The organism is Nocardia sp. NBC_01388 (genome assembly GCF_045040085.1).
In the GTDB taxonomy this organism is placed as follows: Bacteria; Actinomycetota; Actinomycetes; order Mycobacteriales; family Mycobacteriaceae; genus Nocardia.
Genome location: NZ_CP109553.1, coordinates 3,071,070 through 3,091,911, shown reverse-complemented (window position 1 = coordinate 3,091,911; position 20,842 = coordinate 3,071,070). Strand labels below are relative to the sequence as shown.

The following is a 20,842-nucleotide window of genomic DNA, read 5'->3' as shown; positions in this document are numbered from 1 at the left end:
GTCAGCGTTCACCTTCGTATTTGTTGAACGGGACCGCTGATTGCCACAGCTTTTCCTTCACTCGCCGGCAGTACGCCGCAATGCCAGGGTCGGTGGTTATTGCCGCCCCGGCGGGTGCGCCGTCGCTGTCTACCAGGTTGAAACCTACCGTTGTGTCATCGAACAGCCACCAGTCGTCCGTTGGAACTTCCCCGGCAAGATGCCCGGGCAGATAGCGAATGTCCTCTCCCGCAGCGACATTGCCCGCCGTGATCGAAAGCAACCAGAGCTGATAGTCGCTGTGCGGCACTGTGACCACGCGGACCCGGGAAACCAGCACTCCGCGACCGACGGTTTCCTGCACAAGTTCTGTCCACGGTCGCCTGCCATACTCCGGTAAAGCTGGTTCACCGTTCAGGAAGCGGCGCAGCGGTTCGGACTCGCTGGGAACGGAGTAGGTATCTCTGACCTCCAGATGGAACGCCTCCCGTTCGGCCTGCCAGAACTGTTCAAGCCACGGGCTGGGTTGCCGGAGTAACACCGTGAAAAGTCCTTTCCGCCTTAGGCACTTCAATGGCGGTTTCATACAGTTCCATGCTCATCTTGTCCACCGTCTCACGGTCGGTGATCGGCCGGCCGGAGACCAGGAACGTTCCGCGGCCGGTGTCGCTCATGGTGGCACCGATGAACGTCTCCGGCTCGGCGAACCCCAGCAGTAGATGGGGAATCTCCACCGTCTCCTTCGTCCCGGTCTTCCAGCCCACCACAACGTAAGTGCCGGTCTCGGTCGCGTACAGCTTTGGGCAATCGCCGTCACCCGAACCGCCCTTGCCAAGGAATCATCCTGAGTCGCATCGGCGGGTGGATGAGTTGGTGGAGTCGACCGAGTTGGAGAGTGTTTACGAGTCGGTCGCTGTGACTGTGTGACAACCTCGCCGCAGATCGTGTTGTGGCGGGCGCGTGGGCGGAATGCCCGTTATCGTCGGACGGGTGGCCAGTAAATCGGCGTCGCCGGCCGTGGAGTTGGCGGTGGGCGAGCAGACGGTGCGCGTGTCCAATCCGGATCGGGTGTATTTCCCCGAGACCGGGGCTACCAAGCTTGATCTGGTGCAGTACTACCTGAGCGTGGGGGACGGGATCGTCAATGCGCTGCGGGATCGGCCGTGCATGATGCACCGGTTTCCCAAGGGACTGCCCGGTGGCAAGGTGCATCAGAAGAGGGTGCCTGCCGGTGCGCCGGACTGGATTCCTACTGTGCAGCTGTATTTTCCGCGCTACGGGCGGACCGCCGACGAACTGTGTGTCGAGAAGCTCGCGGATGTCGTATGGGCGGTGCAGATGTCGACCGTGGAGTTCCACCCCTGGAATTCCCGCCGCTTCGATACCGAGATGCCCGACGAATGGCGCATCGACCTGGATCCGATGCCGGACTGCCCGTGGTCGCGGGTGCAGCGGGTGGCCGGTGTGGTGCACGAGGTGCTCGACGAACTCGGTGCGGTCGGCTGGCCGAAAACGTCCGGCGGCAAGGGATTACACGTGTACGTGCGCACCACACCCCGCTTCGGGTTCCAGGACGTGCGCCGGGCCGCGCTGGCCTTCGCCCGCGAGGTCGAGCGCCGCGCCCCGGAAGACGTCACCACCGCCTGGTGGCGCAAGGACCGCGACCCGAGCCAACTGTTCGTCGACTACAACCAGAATGCCCGCGATCACACCATCGCGGCCGCGTATTCGGTGCGCGGCGTCCCGGAGGCGACGGTGTCCACCCCGATCCGCTGGGACGAACTCCCCGACCTGCACCCCCGCGATTTCACCATGGCAACGGTCCCGGTCCGCTACGCCGAACTCGGCGACCTGCACGCCGGCATCGACGAAGCCGTCTACGACCTCGAACCGCTACTGGAATGGGCCGACCGCGACAAGGTCGAGGTAGCGGACCTCGACGAGGACTGAATCAGACTGCGCCGCCGCGCAACCAGTCGGGCCAGGCGATGGTCCAATCGCCGTTCTGCCAGATATCGAGGGGATCGCCCCCGGTATTGCGCACCTCCACCACATCGCCCGGAATAACGAAGTCGTAGAACCACGCGGCATCATCGGGGGAGATGTTCAAACAGCCGTGCGAGACATCGGTATTGCCCTGCGCCCACATACTCCCGGCCAGTTCGTGCACATAGATTCCGTCATGGGTGATGCGGACCGCGTGGTAGATGGTCGTGCGGTAACCCATACCGGAATTGACCGGCAGCCCATAGCTGGAGGAGTCCATCGTCACCGGGTTCCTGCAGTCCAGGACGGTGTAGACCCCCGGCCGGGTCCAGAACGACAGCACATTGCCGCCGACCACCGCCGTGCCGCCCTTGCCCATCGATGTCGGCATGGTGCGCACCAGGTTTCCGTTCTCGAACACCTCGATCTGCTTCGTAGTGTCATCGGCGATCGCGACATGCGCGGGACCGATGAGCACCGACACCCGCTGATCACGCAGCCCGTAACCGCCCTCGGCGAGTGGCGCGCCGAACAGCTCGGCCGCGACGGTGATCTTGGTTCCAGGCGCGTAGTACCGCTCCGGCCGCCAGTGCGCGTTCTGATCGTCGAGCCAATACCAGGCCCCGGTCACCGCGGGTACGGTGGTGATCTTGATGCGCGCCGCCGCCACCTCCCGGTTCACCGGTTCGTCGAAATGCGCGACAAGTACGAAACCCACTCCGTAAGTGTCGTTTTCGGCAAGCTCGACCTTATTGGCCGACCGCAGCGAGACATCGATGAGCCGATCGGGCAGCACCGTCGAGCAGGTCGCCGTCGCGCTGACCTCACCGGTTTCGCCCTGCGCCACGGCTTTCGCGGTATAGGTGTGGCCGTAGCCGAGCGGTTCGCTACTGGTCCAGCTGCGGTGATCGGGCGCTGATATCCCCGGCAGCGAACGGCCGGTTTCGTCGATCCACTCGACATTCCGCAGCGTCCCGTCGGCGACCTTGACCGTGCCGGGCTTACGCGCATCGACATTGTGCGCATCGGCCGCGGGGTCGAACCGGATCACTGCGGGCTTGGGCGGCGGCGCCGGTTCGCCCGCGCATCCGGCAAGGGCGAGACCACCCGCTCCGGCAATGCCGATCAGCAGCTCACGACGTCGCAAGGCCACCGCATATCCTCCTTCGCCGGGTGTACGACCGGCTCTGGTCAGCATGCGACAGCTACCCCTGCCCGCCGCGCCGACAAGCCACACCTCCACCGAACCGACACACTTTCTCGATCGACCAGCGCTGAACGGCGTGGGACCCGGCCTGCGGATCGAGTACGAGCCGGCCCGGCGTACTGCATTCGCAGTACGCCCAACGGCCTCCGCACGCACGATGCCGACTACAGACCCGTAGAACGATCATGGCGACATGGCGAAATTCCTGTACCGGCTCGGTCGGTTCTCGTTCGAGAAGCGGCGGCTCGTCGTCCTGCTCTGGCTGGGGGTCATGGCCGCGCTGGTGGCCGGAGCCGCCAATGCGCCGACGCCCCCGCCGGATACGTTCTCGATTCCGGGAACCGAATCCCAGCAGGCCTTCGATCTGCTCGGCGAACGCTTTCCCGGCACCAAATCCGATGGCGCACAAGCTCGTATCGTCTTCGTAGCGCCCGAAGGCCAGCAGATCAGCTCCGAGCCGAACAAGGCCGCGGTCGAGAAGATCGTGTCGGACGTGTCCGGCGGTACGCAGGTCAAGGGCGTGCTCGACCCGTTCCAGACCGGTGCGGTCAGTAAGAACGGCACGACCGCCTACGCGACCGTAAGCTACGGCGCGACTCCCCAAGATCTCACCGACGCCACCAAGAATGCGCTCACCACGGCGATCGACAACGGTAAGACCTCCGGGGTCACCGTCGAGGTCGGTGGCACCGCGCTGATGGCCAAGCCCGAAATGGGCGGCGCCACCGAGGCCATCGGCATCGCCATCGCAGCCATCGTCCTGATGATCACCTTCGGTGCGTTCGCGGCAGCGGGTCTGCCCCTGCTCACCGCGCTCATCGGGATCGGCGTCGGCATCGCCGCCATTGTGGCGATCGGCATGTCCACCACCACGACAACTCTCGCCATGATGCTCGGGCTCGCGGTGGGCATCGACTACGCGCTGTTCATCGTCTCCAGATACCGGACGGAACGAGCCGAGGGCTACAGCGCCGAGGAATCGGCGGGCCGCGCGGTCGGAACCGCCGGATCCGCAGTGGTTTTCGCGGGACTCACCGTGGTCATCGCGCTGGGCGGCCTGGCCGTTGTCGGTATTCCGGCACTCACCAAGATGGGTCTGGCCGCGGCCGGCACCGTCGCGGTCGCCGTCACCATCGCGCTGACCCTGCTGCCCGCGCTGCTCGGATTCTTCCAGCGGGCGGTCATGCCGAAGGCCTTCCGCAAGGCGCTGGCCGCTGACTCGAAGACTCCGGCCGATGCGAATGCCCTGGCCGCCATGCCGATTGCGGAGAAGAAGCCCAATATGGGCACCCGCTGGGCCACCTTCGTCGTCCGCCGCCCGGTGGCAGTGCTGCTGCTCGGCCTGGTCGGCTTGGGTGTGCTGGCGCTGCCGGTGTCGAGTCTCGAACTCGGTATGCCCGGTGACGAATCGCAGCCGACCTCGACCACCCAGCGCCGCGCCTACGATGCGCTGGCCGAAGGCTTCGGCCCGGGCTTCAACGGCCCGCTCACCGTCGCCGTCGATGTCAAGGGCGCCGGTGATCCGAAGGCCGCGCTGGACCAGGTCACCAAGACGCTGGCGGCGACCAAGGACGTGGTCTCGGTCTCGCCCGCGATGTTCAACCAGGCCGGTGATGCCGCCATGCTCACCGTGGTGCCCGCCAGCGGCCCGTCCGCGACCGCCACCAAGGACCTTGTGCACGCACTGCGCGGCGAGGCCGGCGGCCTGAAGTCGGCGACCGGTGCGACCGTGCTGGTCACCGGTGCTACCGCCATGAATATCGATGTCTCGCAGAAGATGTCCGACGCACTGCTGCCGTATCTCGCGGTGGTGGTCGGCCTGGCAATCCTGTTGCTGATGGTCGTCTTCCGCTCGATCGCGGTCCCGATCAAGGCGGCGCTCGGCTTCCTGCTCTCGGTCGGCGCGGCCTTCGGTGTGATCGTCGCGGTCTTCCAGTGGGGCTGGCTGGCGAACATCATCGGCGTCCATCAGACCGGACCGGTGATGAGCATGATGCCGATCTTCCTGATCGGCGTGGTGTTCGGACTCGCCATGGATTACGAGGTCTTCCTCGTCACCCGCATGCGTGAGGCCTACGCACACGGCGAGAGCGCACACGATGCCATCGTCACCGGTTTCCGGCACAGCGCCCGGGTGGTGGTGGCCGCGGCGGCCATCATGATCGCGGTCTTCGCCGGCTTCATCGGCGGCGGCGAACCGATGATCAAGATGATGGGCCTCGGGCTCGCCTCGGCGGTCTTCTTCGACGCCTTCGTCGTCCGCATGACGCTGGTCCCGGCGGTGCTCGCACTGCTCGGCGACAAAGCCTGGTGGCTGCCGCAGTGGCTGGCGAAGATCCTGCCGAATGTGGATGTGGAGGGCGAGAGCCTGAACCATCTGAAGGCCGAGCAGCCGGTCCGGGAACTCGAATCCGCCAACGCCTGAATCCAGTAGCACCGGTAGGCCGTCCCTCGTGGGCGGCCTACTTTGCTGCGCCCGAGCGCACTCGGGGTGGTGCGCCGATCTCTCCCCTCCGCACAGATCGGTGCACCACCGCGAGCCGTCGCACGACGGCCAGCACGGCGCTGTCCCGGCCGTCGGCTTTCACAGCCTAGGTCAGATCCCGCGGCCCAGCAAGCAAAATAAGTAGAAAATGAACCGGATATTACTGTCGTAAAGGGCCGGTAGTGCAGTAGATTCGGTTTACATGCAGCCTGAGTACGCCACGTTCCTCGCGGCCTGTGTGCGGGAGCGGCGGCGGGAGCTCAATTTCAGCCTCGACGATGTGATCGCCGCCGGTGGGCCGACCCGGCGCACGCTCGTCCGCGTCGAGGCCGCGAATCTGGGGCCGGCGCCGAAGCCGGTCACCTTCCGGCGTCTCGATTCCGCGCTGTCGTGGGGGAGTGGCAGTGCCGCGCGGGCCTATTGGCGTGGGGAGAAGCCGCAGGCCGCGACAGGTCGAAAGCTCGATGCGGGCACCGCTTTCGTGGCGGTTCCAGCGGCGCTGGCGCTGGATCTGTTCGATGTGCAGATCGAACTGAATCAGGTCCTGGCCGAAGATCCGGCCGATCCTGTCCGGTTGCGCGCGAGTGTCGATCGGCTCAATACCGATCTCGGCCGATTGCTCGGCCTGTACCTCACCGACCTGCTGGAACGGAATTGGCAGGCGGACGGATCGGCGCTGCCGCTGGTCGAACACGCTTTCCGGGAGCTGCTCAGCGCACCGGTTTCCGAGGACGACCCGGACTACGAGGAGAAGCTGTACCGGCGGTGGCTGATCGGCGACACGGCGGGCATTGCGGGTGAACTCACGGGTAGATTCATGGGCAGGCTGCAGCAGGCGCGTAAGGATTTGGGGGAAAACCAGGCATGAATGTCGTCGCGGATCGAGTCAACCGACTGTGTGGGTTGCTTGGATCTTCCGACGATCAGGCTGACCTGAATGCCGTCATCGCCGCGGCCGCGCACGCGATTCTCGATCGCACCGTCACTCCCGCCGAGATCGCCGCAGTTCGTCGCGGCGACGGTGGTGCACCACCGGATCTGCTGCGCGCCATCGCAATACATTTCGATGTCGACGCCAGATACGTGCTGGAACCAGACCTCGAGGAGATGCGGGTACTGGATCAGAAGCTCGCGATACTCGAGACGGCGCGCACCCTGGGCGTCAAGCTCGGCGCGGTGCACTTCCGGGGCGGCGCCATGGATGTCGAGGCATTGGAATTGCTGGTCACCACCATTCGAGAGGCGCGGTCCGCCGCGCACCCGCACCCCGTGGATGCACCGCATGGCGGGCGCTGACCCCCTCGCGACGCTGGTCGCTGGGCTCGAGATTCCCACTCCCTGGAATCTGCAGCGATTTGTCGACCTGCTCGCCGAACAACGCGGCAAACCCATTGTGCTGACCGGACATCGGGGCCTGCGTGCCGCCGGATTCCCGTGCGGACTGCTCGCGGAGATGGACGATCTGACGCTCATCGTCTACGAGGAGCGGTCCTCTCGATACATGGTCGAGCACACGGTGCTGCATGAGATAGGCCACCTGCTGCTGGGGCACGAGGGCGAGCGCATGCAGGATTCCCTCGGCGAATACCTCGGCGGATTTGTCGGATCGGCCTCGATCGCTCGAATGGAGACGGTGCTCGCGCGGGGCGTCTTCGATACCGCCAAGGAGCTCGAGGCGGAGACCTTCGCGAACCTCATCATGCCCGATATCCGCCGCCGTCCCTTCGCGCCGCTGCGCAATATCTTCGTGCGCGGCTGAGGAATTCGCCGATGCTGCCTCCGTACTCGTCCATGCCCGAAGCGATCGCGTGGCCGCTGTGGATCATTACCGCGAGCGTGACAATTCTTCGATTGCGCTGGTGCGGTGACACTTTCGCGCAGCGGCGCATCAATGGCGCGCTGGTCGGATCCACGATCGCGTGGCTGCTGCTCATCGCGACGGCGCAGCAGTGGATTGTGCAGCTGTTCGGAGGGCTGACTCCCGCGCGGCAGTATCAGCTCGCGAATGCGCTCATGATTGTCGTGACCGCCGAGGCGTACCTGATGATTTCCCATGCACGGCAACAGAACCCGTTGTCCCCACGGATCGTCTACGCCGCAGCCGCCGCCATGGGACTCGGCTATCTGGTGCTGGGCAACCCCGTGGTCGCCGGCGGCGGAATCGTCCTGCAGTACCCCGGTTGGGAAGCCGCGCCGATGACGGTCCTGTTCGTCGTCTTCCCCTACGCGTGTTCGGTATTGCTCGTCGCCGCCTGCGTCCAGGAGCTGCGGGCCCGGCCGCCGCTCACCGCGCGCGTGTTCTATGTGCTGTTCATGGCCATCTTCGCCGGTCTGATCTGTAGTCTCAGCTTCGGGCTCAGCACCTCGTTCGTCCTCGCGACCGGGCATGTGAACGCCTTCACCGAATACGCGGCGAACACCGATCGGATGGCGTTCGTCATGGACATCATCGCCTTCACTCCGCTCGCCGCTATTCCCTTGGTGCTGCGGGCTTTCGACGCCGTGCGCGGTGATCCGGTGGCGCGCGCTCTCGCCGAGCTCACCCCGCTGTGGGAGGGGCTGACCGCCGCGTGTCCCGACATAGTCCAGCCCCGTCCCGACAATGCCGGGTCCACCTACCGATTGCATCGCATGGTCATCGAGATCAATGACGCGATCCTGTCGCTGCTGCCGTATGTGCCCGACCATGACCCCGCGGCGGCCACCGATCTGGCGTCGATCGCTCCGCTGCTGCGGGCCGCGCGCGATGCGAAGCTGGCCGCGACACCGCCCAATTTCGCCGCCCGGCAGCTCGAGATCCCCGGTGGCGCCGACCTGCAAACCGAAACTCAAGTCCTGTCCGCCCTCGCAAAGGAGTGGTCCAGATGCCGGCCGTCCCCCATCCCCCCTGGCGCATTCCATTCGTAGGCGACGCCCTCTCGCTCTCGGCGCGGACGCCCGCGCAGAGCATTACCGGCTATACCGGGCTCGGTGAGGTGTTCGAGGTGCGAGTGCTGCGCTATCCGCGCATGCTCATTGTGAATTCGGCCGAGTTGGCCGAACCGATTCTCGACGATGGCGCGTGGACGAAGGTCAACGGTCCGGCCTTCCGCCGCCTGGCGCCCATGGCGCCGACCGGACTGCTGTTCACCGGCACCGAGGACGCGCTGTGGAAGCTCGCGCATCAGCGCCTGCAACCGGCCTTCAGTCGTACCGCCATGCGCGAGTATCACGCGAGCATGAATCCGCTCATCGCCGCGCACGTTCGCCGCTGGTCCGAGGCGCCGCAGCCGGTGAATATCACCGTTCTGACGCAGGACCTGGCCTACGACGTCATCACCCAGGCCGGATTCGGCGCGGCGCTCTCGCGAGCGCAGCGCAGTGATTTCGTGCGCACCATGTTCGCGCTCATTCGGGCCACCAACCGCGGCAAGATCATTCCGTTCCTCGACGCCGTCCTGGGCGTGAATCCCACACCGCCGCACGCCCAGGCGCTGCGCAGGCATGTCGAGATGATCATCGACACCCCCGGCGCGAACGCTCCCATTCTTCGGGCTCTCAGCGACACCGACCCTGAGCAGGGTGCATCGCTGACCCGGGATCAGATCATCGATCAAGCCCTCGTGCTGCTCATCGCCGGACACGAGACCACCTCCGGCACAGTGGCATTCGCCCTCTACGAACTGGCCCGCAACCCCCAGATCGCCGAGCGTGCGCGCCAGGAGATCGCCGAAACCGGTAAGAGCCCAGCGGAACTCGAATACGAAGACATCGTCGGATTGCGCTATCTGCGGGCCGTTATCGACGAAACTCTCCGCCTGCACCCGGTGGCACCGGCATTCATTCGAAGCGCGCTGTCCGACACCACCATCGGCGCGCACCCGGTCACCCCGCACGACTGGGTGTATCTGAACCTGCTCGCAATCCACCGCGACCCCACCCGCTGGGACGACCCGGACGCCTTCTCGCCGGACCGATTCCTCGCCGGACCCACCCCCAAGTCCTACAAACCCTTCGGCACCGGAGCCCGGGCCTGCATCGGTCGCGCGCTCGCACTGCACGAAGCCGTGCTGACGCTGGTGCACGTGCTGCACACCCAGACCCTCACCCCGACCGGATATCGCCTGGACATCGAGGAATTCCCGACGCTCAAGCCCCGTGACTTCACGCTCGCGCTGACCGCTCACCAGTACTCGAACTGAATCCGGCAGAACGCGGCACTCGATCTGCGGAACGCAGTACACAGCGCGCCTATCTACTGCATCCGCAGTACAGGTGACGGCCTTCACACGCATGATGCCGACTACATGGCCGGGGAACGACCATGGGGGTATGGCGAGATTCCTGTGGGCCGTCCCGGGTGGGCGGCCTACCGGTCTCTTCGAGGCCTGCCGATTAGGGTTCTCAACGACGAGAGGAACGCGTGATGACCGCAGAGTGGTCGCAGTGGCCGCGACGGCACAGCCGTGCCGTCGATGTGGTCATCGCCATTCTGCTGTGTGGTCTGGCGACCTATGCGAGCCGATTGGCCCCCGATCACGGTGCCGGGCAGGGCGCGGTGGTGGTTCGCCCCGCGTCGCTGGCGGTCTTCGGATTGTCCGCGCTGGCCTCGTTCACCCTGCTGTGGCGGCGCATGTTCCCGCGTGCGGTGCTGGTGATCACCACCGCCTGTGGCGTCGCCATCGGGGCCCTGGGTTTCGACATGTCCATCGTGACCGCGGGTGCGGCCTTGGTCGCGGCGTATTCGATCGGGCTCTGGACGTCGGATCTGCGCACCGCCAAGGTCGCACCGGTGATCGCCGGCGGCGTCCTGCTGATCACCTCGCTCTTGAACCAGTTCTGGCCGCTGCTGAATCCCGGGCGCATCACCTTGGTGGCCGCGGTGCTGGTAGCGGGCGCGTTCGCCGAGGCCGGGCGCAGCAGGCGCGACTATCTGGCGGCCCTGCACGCACGCGCCGAACTGGCCGAACGCACACGCGAGGAGGAGGCGCGGCAACGCGTCGGGGAGGAGCGGCTCCGGATCGCGCGCGAGCTGCACGATATCGTCGCGCACCATATGGCCCTCGCGCACGCCCAAGCCTCCACCGCCGCATACCTGCTGCGCACCAAGCCGGATCAGGCGCAGGAGATGCTCGATCAACTGGCGGGCACCACGTCCGCGGCGCTGCGGGAACTCAAGGCCACCGTGGGACTACTGCGTGAGGACGACTCCGACGCTCCGCTGGAACCGACTCCGGGACTGGCGCAATTATCGGAACTGCTGACCTCTTTCGAGCGGACCGGTCTGACCCTGTCGCTGTCGATCACCGGGGTGCCGCGCCCGCTCTCACCCGGCGCGGATCTGACGGCGTACCGGATCATTCAGGAGGCGCTCACCAATGTCACCAAGCATGCGGGAACCTCGGCGGCGACGGTGCGGCTCGTCTACTCCCGGCTGCTGCTGACGATCAGTGTGACCAATGCGGGCGGCGCCGTCCCCGAACCCGTTCGCGGCGAGGAGGATTCGGATAGCCAGGGCTATGGTCTGATCGGCATGAACGAACGCGCGGTCTCCGTCGGCGGTCATCTGCAGGCCGGGTGCCGGCCGGACGGCGGCTTCGAAGTCACCACCGAACTTCCCCTCGAGCCACCGAAACCCCCTGACGACGAGGACAAAACACTATGACCATCCGTGTTCTGCTGGCCGACGATCAAGCCCTGCTGGCCGGAACCTTCCGGCTGCTGATCGATTCGGCCGAGGATATGGAGGTGGTCGGCATTGCCGGAAACGGGCGTGAGGCAGTCGAACTCGCGCAGGCGGCCAAGCCGGATGTGGTGGTCATGGATATCCGCATGCCCGGGGTCGACGGTCTCACCGCGACACAGGAGATCTGCGCCGACCCGGAGTTGCGCGAGACCCGCGTCCTTATCCTCACCACCTTCGAACTCGACGAGTATGTGGCACAGGCCCTGCGCGCCGGCGCGAGCGGATTCCTGGGCAAGGACGTGGGCCCCGAAGAACTGCTGCGCTCCATTCGCGTGGTCGCCGCCGGTGATTCGCTGCTCTCGCCCACCGCGACCCGCACCCTGATCGCGCGCTACCTCGCCCGCCCCGAAAGTCGCGTCAGCGCAGCCGAATCCCTCGAAGTCCTCACCGCCCGCGAACGCGAAGTTGTCGCCATGGTCGCGGAAGGCATGTCCAACGAGGAGATCGCCGAGAAGATGTACGTCAGCCCGCTGACCGTCCGCACCCACGTCCAGCGCGCCATGTCGAAGGTGGGCGTCCAGAACCGCGCACAGCTCGTCGTCATCGCCTTCCAATCCGGCCTGGTGCGCGTCGAGCCGCCCCGCCAACTCTGACGGAATCCAAACCCCTGCCGGTGGCTCCGGCGCAAGGGATGCAGCCGAATGGCGGTACTGCGCGCCGAGGGCGCGGTTACTTCACCGAGCCGCGGTCGAGCGCCGCAACAACTGTCGGAGGCGTTCACGGATACCGGAGGCGTTCCGCGTTGCGGGAGAGGCGGTTTCGACCGCCCCTTCGGCCGCGGTCGCCTGCGCGAATCGCACGTGTAGCTGTTCGCGGACCTGATCCGGGGTGTAGGCCCGCCGGCGGCGCTCGGCACGCACCACGACCACACCGGTGGCGACCACTCCGGCCGCACCCGCCAATCCCACTGCCTTCCACCACCTCATACCGCATAGGCTACGGGCATGACGGGTACCGGCATCGGACTGGACCGAGCACTCGAGCTCACCAGAACCGGCGACATCTGGCTTTTCCGTGGACATTCGGCCGCGGACCGGGCGATTCGCATGACCACCAACAGTCCGGTCAACCATGTCGGCATGTCCGTCGTGATCGACGATCTGCCCGCGCTGATCTGGCACGCGGAACTCGGCCGCTCACTCCCGGACATGTGGTCCGGAACCGCGCACCGCGGCGTCCAATTGCACAATCTGCGTGACGCGGTCATGGTCTGGTCCCACCGCTACGAACAGCAGGCCTGGTTGCGCCAGCTCAACCGCCCGATCACCCGGGATATGGAAGAAAGCCTGCTGCGCACCATCGCCCGCCTGGACGGCACCCCCTTCCCCTCCACCACCGCGCTCGCCGGCCGCTGGCTCCGCGGCCGCGCTCAGCTGCCCCGCCGCAAGTCCCAGCAGCCCACCGCCCGCCAATTGGAGAGCGCCTACTGCGCCGAAATCGTCGCCGCCACCTACCAGGGCATGGCCCTGCTCCCCTCGAATCGCAGCCCCAATTGGTATGACCCGGGCCGATTCTGGAGCGGCGATCGACTGCACCTGGCCGACGGCTACGAACTGGGCGGCGAAATCTCCGTCGAGATCCCCGCCGCCACAGCCGATCCCGCCACCTGAGCTTCGCCGATACGGACGTGCTGCGGCACGCGGTGTACCACCATGATCATCAGGAAGCATCTGTTTCCGGAGGGAGAAGGTGGATGTTCACCGACGAGCAGTTTCAACAGTCACTGCGGCAGCCGCGTCTGGCGCAACCGATTCCGGCGGTGCTGACCAATCGCGCCGTGCCGGTCGACGTCCTTGACGAAGCCGCGCTGACCGCCATGACGCAGACGTGGTTCGACGAATACGAGAAGAAGATCGAGTTCTATGGCGAGCACGGTCTCGATATCGCCTGGACTCTCGACTGGGCGAAAATGTACTGGTGGAGTTGGCAGACCCGGGACATGAGCCATAACCACGAGCTCTACACCGAGAATCTGCGCTACAAGGATGTGACGACTCTCGGCGCGACCATGGTCGGGCTCGACGCATTCGTCGCCTACAACTTCGCGTTCTTCGATGCCATCCCCGATTGGCGTTACGACCCGATACCCGGGCAGTGCTACATCGACCTGACGCCGGACGGTGAGGTCCGAATAGTCGTGCGCTACTACGGAAGTGGTCATCTCGTAGGGCCGTTGAAGCTGCACCCCTACGGTGCGGATGCCGCCGCGATCCCGGGCAATGGCGCGTTCATCCAGTGCACCGCCGTCGACCGCTATCACTTCAACGCCGACCACCTGATGTACGAGGGCGAAACGCTGTACGACCTGCTCGACGGCGTACAGCTCGCCGGAATTGTCCCGGGCCCCTCGACCACAGCCTTCAAATGGCTGATGCGCGGTGCGGGCCTCGCCACCCGGGCCATCAGCCGACTCCACCGTCCCGCCACCCACCCCTCGGCAACCCGGCGATAGTCGGCGTGCCGAGATCGCCGGGAGCCTGATCGCCCGAGGGCGAAAATGCTTGCGCACCTACGATGGCTACAGCGCGACGGAATGGATAGCGGTCAACTGGAGGAAGGGACGGCAGCCGATGAGCCTTCGTCAGTTCGAGTACGCCCTGGCCATTGCCGAGGCGGGGTCGGTGACCGCGGCAGCCGAGTTGCTGCACGTCGCTCAACCGTCGATGTCCCAGCAGATCCGAAATCTGGAGCGGGAACTCGGGGTGACACTGTTCGCCCGCACCCCGACCGGACTGGTGCCCACCGTGGTGGGTCGCGCATTCCTGCGGGAGGCCCAGGTCGCGGTGAGCGCGTCGCGGCGGGCGCGAGCCACTGCGCGGGCCGGTGCCGATGAGCTGGTCGGTGAATTGGTGGTCTCGGCGCAGATGGGGTTCGGCGCGCGGCAGCTGCCCGGCGCGTTGGGTACGCTGCGCCGCCGCTTCCCCCGGCTGGAAGTCACCGTCTTCGAGGAGCCCAGTTCCGCAGAGCTGGAACGGCTGTGCCGCCAGGGCGTGCTGGACCTCGCCCTGATGGCGGCGTGCGAGCTCGGCCCGGCCGATGCACACCACCTCGGTCACGAAGAGTTCGTCGTGGTGCTGGGACCCGGGCACCGGCTGCTCACCGCGGAACGGGTCGAGCTCCGCGATCTGGAGGGCGAATCGTGGGTGCGGTTCGACCGTGACAGCGCGCTCGACGGCGTGCTGACGGGCGTGCTGCGCGATAACGAGCTGACCCCGATCACGGCCGCCCGCGTATCCCAGACCGCCACCGCAGTGCGATGGGCCGGCCACGGGCTGGGCGTCACACTCGTCCCGGCATCCGCGGTGTCCCCTGGCGATAGGCACCTCGCGCGCCCGGTCTTCCCGATCGTGTCCCAGCCCGTGGTCGCCGTGGTCCGGCAGGACGCGGGCCCGGCGGAGACGGCTCTACTCGAACTCCTGCGCGCGGAGAGCTGGCACCAGCCTGTTCAGAGCTGGGTGACCTCCACGACGAACTCAGTGCGGGCCGTGTAAGTCGTTCAACCCCTGGGGAATTCGCCGCCGTCGACGACGAGACTGCTGCCCGTCAGCCAGCTTGCCCGGTCGGATACGAGGAACAGCACCGCGTCGGCGATATCGGCGGGCTGCCCATCGCGCCCCAGCGGTGGGGTGGTGGTGTCCTGACCCGGTCCCGCGTCCAGGCGCGCCCACTGCTCCCGCGTCGCCTCGCCGCCGGGGGTGGCGGTGCGGCCGGGCGATACTGTGTTGACGCGAATTCCGAACGGGGCCAACTCCGCGGCCAATCCCCGGCTGTAGTTCTCCAGCGCAGCCTTCGCCGTCGTGTAGTGCAGGAACGGCGGTGCCACAGTGGGAACCGCGGCCGAAGAGATGTGCACGATCATCCCCGAACGCCGTTCCCGCATCCCCGGCGCCAGCAGGGCGTCCAGCCGCACCGCAGCCAGAAAGTTCAGATCCAGCGCGTCCTGCCACGCCTCGTCCGGGATGGCCAGCGCGCCCCGGTACGGCTGCGCCCCGCCCGCATTGTGGACCACGATGTCCACCTCCCGCGCTGCCGTGGCGAGCACTGCCACTCCGGCCTGCGTCCGCACGTCGGCCTGCACGAACGCGGCCCCCTCCGGCGCCGTGCTCGTCGCCGATCGGGCGGTGGTGAGCACCTCGGCACCCGCACCCAGAAGTTGCCGCACAACAGCCGCTCCGATTCCACGTGTACCACCCGTCACCAGCGCCCGCTTCCCGGCGAGTTCCTTTGTCCCCGAACCGTTCTCGATCGTGCTCATGCCGGCGATCCTCTCGATTGCGTGTTTGTCGGCTCGACGGAAAAGAATCGATATGCCCCGGAGCGCGAATCCTCGGAGGAAATCGCGACGGGCACCTCATCGAGCTGTTTCACGGTATGTCGGCGAAAGAACCCGGGGCAAAGACGAATATTCAGCAGGTGGCATAGGAAATTCCTATGCAGCCCCGGTCTTTTCGGTTTCATCGCCGCCTCCTCGCACTGCGAGTCGGGCCGACACGGAAATGCCTCCGAAGCTTCACGATTCGCGTGTGCTGCATTACGGTCCGAGGGATGCGACGGATGGCGGCTCTTGTGTGTGGGGTTCTTCTCGGTTTCGTGGCGCCGCAGTCGGCGTGGGCGGATGAACCGACCGCGTACCCGGTCGAGACGGTTCCGGCGGCCGGGGCGCTGTTCTACCCCAGTGCGCTCGGTGGGGTTCCGCGCCTCGGCGGCCCGCACTTCTGCTCGGCGGGTGTGGTGGCCTCACCCTCGCGCGATCTGCTGGTGACCGCGGCGCACTGTGTTCTCGGGCCCGGCGCCCTCATCGAGTTCGCGCCACTGCTGCACGACGCGGAACTGCCCGACGGGGTGTGGACGGTGACGGATATGTACATCGACCCGGCGTGGCAGCAGTCCTTCGATCCCCGCCATGACGTCGCGTTTCTCCGCATCGCGCCGCGGGACGGCAAGAAGATCGAGGATGTGGTGCCGGGGCTGCCGCTTGCCGCGCCGCGTGCGGGGGAGCCCGTTACCGTCAGCGGGTACCCCCTCGGCAGTGGCGGTCGCCCGCTGACCTGCACCGCACCACTGGAGGCCGTGGCCGATGGCTCCGCGATTCACTGCGGTGGTTTCGGTGAGGGGACCAGTGGCGGGCCGTGGGTCCAGAACGGTCAGGTCGTCGGCGTGATCGGCGGACCCGAACAGGGCGGATGCACCCCGGATGTGGAGTACAGCACGCCATTCGGCCCCGACGTCCAAGCGCTCCTGGGCCGTGCCGCGGCAGGCGGTAAGGGCGACGTGCTCCCGATCGGTTTCCTCGCGAACGACTGCTGAAAGTGACGTGACCTTTCGGTATTCGATGCGCTGGGTGTCTCACGCCCTGCCACGGGTCGGCTCCGGCATGTGGCCGCATTGGGAGTCGCCGGGCGCGAGCTGTCGTTCTACGATGCCCAATTGCCCACCCCGGCAGAGCCTTTCCGGATCGAGTTGAACGGTCCCGAGGGCGCGACCTGGGTATGGGGCCCGGAGGATGCCGAACAACGGATTCAGGGCAGTGCCCTCGACTTCTGCCTTCGAGTCACCCAGCGCAGGTCTCTCGCCGAGACCGGCCTCACGGCGGTGGGCGCGGACGCACAGCAGTGGCTGGAAGTCGCTCGCGTCTTCCTCTGACCTTCTACTGGCGTGGAGCCATGGGCGCGAGGCCGAGATCGGCCAGTGTGGCCGCACCGCGCGCGGCATGCTCGCCGCCGGCGAGGACCAGGGTTCGTGCTGACTGGTACTTGCAGCGCGCGGCGTCGAATGCCGCTGCTGCGGTGAGCAACTGGTCCTGGTCTTTGGTGAACAAGGCTTCGGCGCGGTCCACAATCGCTGTGGCTATGGGGTTTCCGGCCACGATGGTGCGGGCCTCGCTCAAACGTGCACCGGCGTCAGGGCTTCCGGCGAGCACGGTGGCCTCGGCGCGTAGCGCCACATACCAGTGCAGCCAGATCCAGGTGAGCCAGCGCCAGACCTCGCCGGGCTCGGGCGCCATTCGTTCCAGCGCCTCGTCTGCGCGGCCGTCGTGCAGCAGCAGGATCGAGTCGAAGACGGCCTTGTAGCCGTAGGCATGTTCCGGTGGGGTGTCGAGCTGGTTCATGACGGAGGTCCATTCGGACCAGGCGTCGTCGTCCGCGCGCAGACCGTGGATCAGCTCCACTCCGGCCACCGCCGCGCCGAGAACCGATCCGGCAGGACTGCCGCTGCGGTGCCACGATTCGAGGAATCGCACACTGCGGGTGCGGACTTCGCCGGCATTGCCCGCCAGCGCGTCGACCACCAGCAACCAGCACGTGGCGCGGTGCCCGACCTCGGCCAGCAGCGGATGATCCGCGAGCTGCCTCGCCCACCGCCGAGCGCCCCGCAGATCTCCCACGCCGAGACAGGCCTCGGTGGTCTCGCCGAGCGCGTCGATCAACTCGTGGATCCCCGCCGGAGTGTCCTGGACGGACGAGAGCAGCGTGATCCGCCGCCGTGCCGTGGCCGCTGCGGCGAAGGGGTCACCGCCCCAGCTCTGCGTGCCGGCGAGGGTGTCGAGCGCGGCGGATTCGGCGAGCGGGTCGCCGGTGCGGTGCGCGAGTTCGACCGCCCGTTCGGCGCCCGCGATCGTGTCCGGTACGACTGTGCCGGGCGCACATTCGGCGACAGCGAATGCCTCGGTGAGCGCACTACCGGCTTCGGCCAGCGCCACCGCGGCCAGGGCGGCCGGATCATCGCCCGCCGATGCCCGCGCCTGGTCGATCACTGCGATCGCCTCGTCCTGCGGCAGGATGCGGGCGAACTTGCTGCCGAACCGGTAGGTGACGGTGACGGCGGTGGCAAGGTCGGCGGCGGCCCCTGCGGTATCTCCGGCACGCAGGGAGGCTTCCGCGGCGGCACGGTGGAGGCGGTACATATCGTCGCCGCGCATCTGGCATCCGGCCACCGCGGCCGCGCTCCGCAGCAGCGCCGCACCGGCGGCCGGGTCATCGGCGAGCGCGGCCGCCTGCTCATAGCGCATCTGGGATTCGCCGGTCAGGTGCCGGGTGAAGGACAGGTCCGCCAGATATCGGGCGAAGCGGTACGCCTCCGCGCGCTGCTCCGGCCGGTCGGCCGCCCATGCCATGGCGGCGCGGAAATCGTCTGCCACCGCGTCGAATCCGGCCCGCCAGTCCGAGCGCGCGACGGTCAGATCGGCGGCTGCGGCCAGGCACCAGCGCAGGTGCCGGGTCCGGGCGTCAACGAGTTCGCCTGCCTCGGTGAGCTGTTCGATTCCGTACTGGCGGATGGTCTCCAGCGCCCGGTATTCGGTGCCGTGCGGGGTCGCCGTCACCACCAGCAGGCTCTGTTCGACGAGCCGGGCCAATCTGTCTGCGACAACGGCCTTTTCGGAGTCGGTGACCTCCGCGGCGGCCGCCACGGTGAACGATTTCATGAACACCGACACCTGGCGCAGCAGCACGCGGTCCTCGGGCTCCAGCAGCCCGTGGCTCCAATCCAGCGCCGCCCGCACCGAGCGGTGCCGGTCATCGCCGCGCGCGCCGCCCGCCAGCATTCGCAGCTGATCGGACAGACCCTCGGTGAGGCCGTCCAATCCGAGTGTGGTCCAGCGGGCGGCGGCCAGTTCGATGGCCAGCGCCACGCCGTCCAGTCGGCCGCAGAACTCCGAGACCTGATCGCGGAGAGCATGATTCGGCGGCCAGCCGCTCGCCGCCGCGCGGTCCATGAACAGCATGACCGCATCCGATTCGCCCTCACCGGCCAGGGACATGGGCGGGACCGGGTAGACCCGTTCGAACGGCACCATCAGCCGGGCCTGACTGGTGGCGAGCACGGTCACCCGGGGGCAGGCCGCGAGCAGGCGTTCGATGAACAGCGCCACGCCATCTCGCACGTGTTCGCAATTGTCCAGCACCAGCAGGGCATGCCGGTCGGCCAGTGCGGCCAGGACCGACTCGTCCATGCCGCGGCCGGGTTGTTCGCCGATGCCGAGGGCATTGGCGACCGTGCCGGCGACCACACAGATATCCGAGCTGGTGATCGGTACCAGGTCGACGAACCACACGCCGTCGGAGAATTCGCTCGCCGCGTCCGCGGCGAGCGACAGCGCGAGCCGGGTCTTGCCCACACCACCGGGGCCGACCGCGGTTACCTGCCGGTGCTTTTCGATGAGCTCGGCCAATTCGGCGCGCTCCCGCGTCCGGCCGATGAACGAGGTCAGCGGGGCGGGCAGGACCGGGGCCGGATGTGATCGGTCGGTGCGGGCGAGCTCGGCGGCCCGCTGGGCGAGCGCCCGCCGGTCCGGAACCTCCAGCTTGCGCAGCAGCGAGGACACGTGGCTCTCCACCGTGCGCACCGAAATGAACAGTTGCGCACCGATTTCGGCATTACTGAGGTGTTCTCCCAGCAGCGCCAGCACCTCGGCTTCCCGTGCCGAGATCTCCACTGTTGCCACCACGGTTCTCATCCTGCCCTATATCGGCTTCCTTCCCAGTACCTGCCGGTGGATTCCCGTAGTGCACGCAGGTGTTCCGTGCCCCGATCAGTGGTGGGTTCCGTGATCGGCACGGATGTGGGGCGGTGGCGCCGGAAGCCAAGCTATGACCACGTCCAGAGCGGCTCACCAGCCGCAGTGATCGGGTCGCTTCGGCCCACTACCTCAGGAGTCATCATGAGCACCTCTTCCACTCAAGGCATCAAGACCGTGCTGCACACCGTGTCGGACCTGTCGGCGGCCAAGGCGATGTACACCGCACTGCTCGGCCTTCCGCCGCAGACCGATTCGTCCTTCTACGTCGGCTTCGACACCGAGGGTCAGCACATCGGACTGGTCCCGGCCGGCGGCGCCGAGAATCTGACCGCACCGGTCGCCTACTGGCACGTCCCGGATATCGAGGCGAAGCTCGCCGAGGTGACCGCCGCCGGAGCCACCGTCAAGGAGCTCGCACATGAGGTCGGCGGCGGCCGGCTGGTGGCCACCTTCGCCGATACCGACGGCAATGTCCTCGGGCTCATCCAGGACCGATAAGCACCTGCCCCGTCGCTCATCTTTCCAAGGAAGAAGCATGATCGAGGCCAAGCACCTCGGCAGTGCGCCGAAAACTGTTGCCAGAGGCCGAGATCGAGGACGCCGGGCTACGGCTCATCTACGGGAAGATCCCGCTGCCGGATCCGGCCTCGCACGCATTGCCGGAGTGGGTGTTCGAGAGCATCTTCACCGTGGTGGAGGGAGCGAGCGACACGCACATGGGCGTGGGTCCGGTCCGGGAACTACGTCGCCTGTCTGGTCGGCGCGTGCTCGAGTACTCGTCGGCATTGGTCGTCGCGTCCCGGCGTACGGGTCAGGAGCGCGTCGGGCAGCGGTGAACCTGGTCAGCGGTCCACACGGCGGAACCGGTATCCGTCACCGGAACCGCTATATCTGCCGGACCGACAGCGGTAGCCTCGAAGTGGTCCTTCGATACAACGAGGC

At 66.9% G+C, this 20,842-nt stretch carries 22 protein-coding genes; 16 read left to right on the top strand and 6 right to left on the bottom strand.

What is annotated here, in order from left to right; translation table 11 throughout:
- Window position 1: 1 nt before the first annotated feature.
- Window positions 2-520, bottom strand: coding sequence for a DUF6879 family protein (locus OG716_RS15120; protein ID WP_405138252.1), 519 nt, complete (start codon window positions 518-520; stop codon window positions 2-4).
- Entirely contained in the window at window positions 489-713 is a 225-nt protein-coding gene (locus OG716_RS15115) for a hypothetical protein (RefSeq protein WP_405138251.1), read from the bottom strand. The genes OG716_RS15120 and OG716_RS15115 overlap by 32 nt, the downstream gene beginning before the upstream one ends.
- A 235-nt stretch (window positions 714-948) precedes the next feature.
- Here OG716_RS15115 and ligD point away from each other — a divergent pair, with 235 nt between their 5' ends.
- On the top strand, window positions 949-1,929 hold the full coding sequence (ligD, locus tag OG716_RS15110; RefSeq protein ID WP_405138250.1) for a non-homologous end-joining DNA ligase: 981 nt from the start codon (window positions 949-951) through the stop codon (window positions 1,927-1,929).
- Between the two features lies 1 nt (window position 1,930).
- Here the strand turns inward: ligD and OG716_RS15105 are convergent, their stop codons facing one another.
- Window positions 1,931-3,118 carry an Ig-like domain-containing protein gene (locus OG716_RS15105; RefSeq protein WP_405138249.1) on the bottom strand — a complete coding sequence of 396 codons (1,188 nt, stop codon included), beginning with the start codon at window positions 3,116-3,118 and terminating at the stop codon, window positions 1,931-1,933.
- 247 nt (window positions 3,119-3,365) lie between these two features.
- On the opposite strand from OG716_RS15105, the gene OG716_RS15100 reads away from it, so the two are divergent.
- The 8 genes from OG716_RS15100 to OG716_RS15065 all read left to right on the top strand — a co-directional run bounded on the left by OG716_RS15100 (window position 3,366) and on the right by OG716_RS15065 (window position 11,975).
- The gene (locus OG716_RS15100) at window positions 3,366-5,597 is read left to right on the top strand and encodes an MMPL family transporter (RefSeq protein WP_405138248.1); all 2,232 of its coding nucleotides are present in this window, start codon (window positions 3,366-3,368) and stop codon (window positions 5,595-5,597) included.
- Between the two features lie 262 nt (window positions 5,598-5,859).
- Window positions 5,860-6,525 carry an XRE family transcriptional regulator gene (locus tag OG716_RS15095; protein WP_405138247.1) on the top strand — a complete coding sequence of 222 codons (666 nt, stop codon included), beginning with the start codon at window positions 5,860-5,862 and terminating at the stop codon, window positions 6,523-6,525.
- Window positions 6,526-6,560: 35 nt separating this feature from the next.
- Window positions 6,561-6,953 (top strand): hypothetical protein, encoded by a 393-nt coding sequence (locus OG716_RS15090; RefSeq protein ID WP_405138246.1) that lies wholly within the window; start codon window positions 6,561-6,563, stop codon window positions 6,951-6,953.
- Window positions 6,940-7,416 (top strand): hypothetical protein, encoded by a 477-nt coding sequence (locus tag OG716_RS15085; protein WP_355127565.1) that lies wholly within the window; start codon window positions 6,940-6,942, stop codon window positions 7,414-7,416. Before OG716_RS15090 ends, OG716_RS15085 begins: the two co-directional genes overlap by 14 nt.
- A gap of 11 nt (window positions 7,417-7,427) precedes the next feature.
- Window positions 7,428-8,564 carry an MAB_1171c family putative transporter gene (locus OG716_RS15080; protein WP_405138245.1) on the top strand — a complete coding sequence of 379 codons (1,137 nt, stop codon included), beginning with the start codon at window positions 7,428-7,430 and terminating at the stop codon, window positions 8,562-8,564.
- Window positions 8,522-9,838 (top strand): cytochrome P450, encoded by a 1,317-nt coding sequence (locus OG716_RS15075; protein WP_405138244.1) that lies wholly within the window; start codon window positions 8,522-8,524, stop codon window positions 9,836-9,838. Before OG716_RS15080 ends, OG716_RS15075 begins: the two co-directional genes overlap by 43 nt.
- Window positions 9,839-10,062: 224 nt before the next feature.
- Window positions 10,063-11,301 carry a sensor histidine kinase gene (locus OG716_RS15070; RefSeq protein WP_405138243.1) on the top strand — a complete coding sequence of 413 codons (1,239 nt, stop codon included), beginning with the start codon at window positions 10,063-10,065 and terminating at the stop codon, window positions 11,299-11,301.
- A complete protein-coding gene (locus OG716_RS15065; RefSeq protein WP_327145983.1) occupies window positions 11,298-11,975 on the top strand; it encodes a response regulator transcription factor in 678 nt (225 codons plus the stop codon). The genes OG716_RS15070 and OG716_RS15065 overlap by 4 nt, the downstream gene beginning before the upstream one ends.
- Window positions 11,976-12,056: 81 nt before the next feature.
- Here OG716_RS15065 and OG716_RS15060 read toward each other — a convergent pair whose 3' ends face one another.
- A complete protein-coding gene (locus tag OG716_RS15060) occupies window positions 12,057-12,308 on the bottom strand; it encodes a hypothetical protein (RefSeq protein WP_405138242.1) in 252 nt (83 codons plus the stop codon).
- 18 nt (window positions 12,309-12,326) lie between these two features.
- Between OG716_RS15060 and OG716_RS15055 the strand changes: the two genes are divergently transcribed.
- The 3 genes from OG716_RS15055 to OG716_RS15045 all read left to right on the top strand — a co-directional run bounded on the left by OG716_RS15055 (window position 12,327) and on the right by OG716_RS15045 (window position 14,873).
- A complete protein-coding gene (locus OG716_RS15055; protein ID WP_405138241.1) occupies window positions 12,327-12,992 on the top strand; it encodes a hypothetical protein in 666 nt (221 codons plus the stop codon).
- Window positions 12,993-13,075: 83 nt separating this feature from the next.
- A complete protein-coding gene (locus OG716_RS15050) occupies window positions 13,076-13,834 on the top strand; it encodes a nuclear transport factor 2 family protein (protein WP_405138240.1) in 759 nt (252 codons plus the stop codon).
- Between the two features lie 118 nt (window positions 13,835-13,952).
- A complete protein-coding gene (locus OG716_RS15045) occupies window positions 13,953-14,873 on the top strand; it encodes a LysR family transcriptional regulator (RefSeq protein ID WP_405138239.1) in 921 nt (306 codons plus the stop codon).
- A gap of 5 nt (window positions 14,874-14,878) precedes the next feature.
- Here OG716_RS15045 and OG716_RS15040 read toward each other — a convergent pair whose 3' ends face one another.
- Window positions 14,879-15,637, bottom strand: a complete 759-nt coding sequence (locus tag OG716_RS15040; protein WP_405138238.1) for an oxidoreductase — start codon at window positions 15,635-15,637, stop codon at window positions 14,879-14,881.
- A 299-nt stretch (window positions 15,638-15,936) separates the two neighbouring features.
- Here OG716_RS15040 and OG716_RS15035 point away from each other — a divergent pair, with 299 nt between their 5' ends.
- Together OG716_RS15035 and OG716_RS15030 are read left to right on the top strand one after the other, a co-directional pair.
- Window positions 15,937-16,689: a trypsin-like serine peptidase gene (locus OG716_RS15035; protein WP_405138237.1), complete on the top strand. Its 753-nt coding sequence runs from the start codon at window positions 15,937-15,939 to the stop codon at window positions 16,687-16,689.
- A 69-nt stretch (window positions 16,690-16,758) separates the two neighbouring features.
- Window positions 16,759-17,025 carry a hypothetical protein gene (locus OG716_RS15030; protein ID WP_405138236.1) on the top strand — a complete coding sequence of 89 codons (267 nt, stop codon included), beginning with the start codon at window positions 16,759-16,761 and terminating at the stop codon, window positions 17,023-17,025.
- Window positions 17,026-17,029: 4 nt separating this feature from the next.
- Here OG716_RS15030 and OG716_RS15025 read toward each other — a convergent pair whose 3' ends face one another.
- Entirely contained in the window at window positions 17,030-19,828 is a 2,799-nt protein-coding gene (locus OG716_RS15025; RefSeq protein WP_405138235.1) for an ATP-binding protein, read from the bottom strand.
- Between the two features lie 213 nt (window positions 19,829-20,041).
- On the opposite strand from OG716_RS15025, the gene OG716_RS15020 reads away from it, so the two are divergent.
- On the top strand, window positions 20,042-20,398 hold the full coding sequence (locus OG716_RS15020; protein ID WP_405138234.1) for a VOC family protein: 357 nt from the start codon (window positions 20,042-20,044) through the stop codon (window positions 20,396-20,398).
- A 62-nt stretch (window positions 20,399-20,460) separates the two neighbouring features.
- On the top strand, window positions 20,461-20,736 hold the full coding sequence (locus OG716_RS15015) for a hypothetical protein (protein ID WP_405138233.1): 276 nt from the start codon (window positions 20,461-20,463) through the stop codon (window positions 20,734-20,736).
- Window positions 20,737-20,842: the final 106 nt, after the last annotated feature.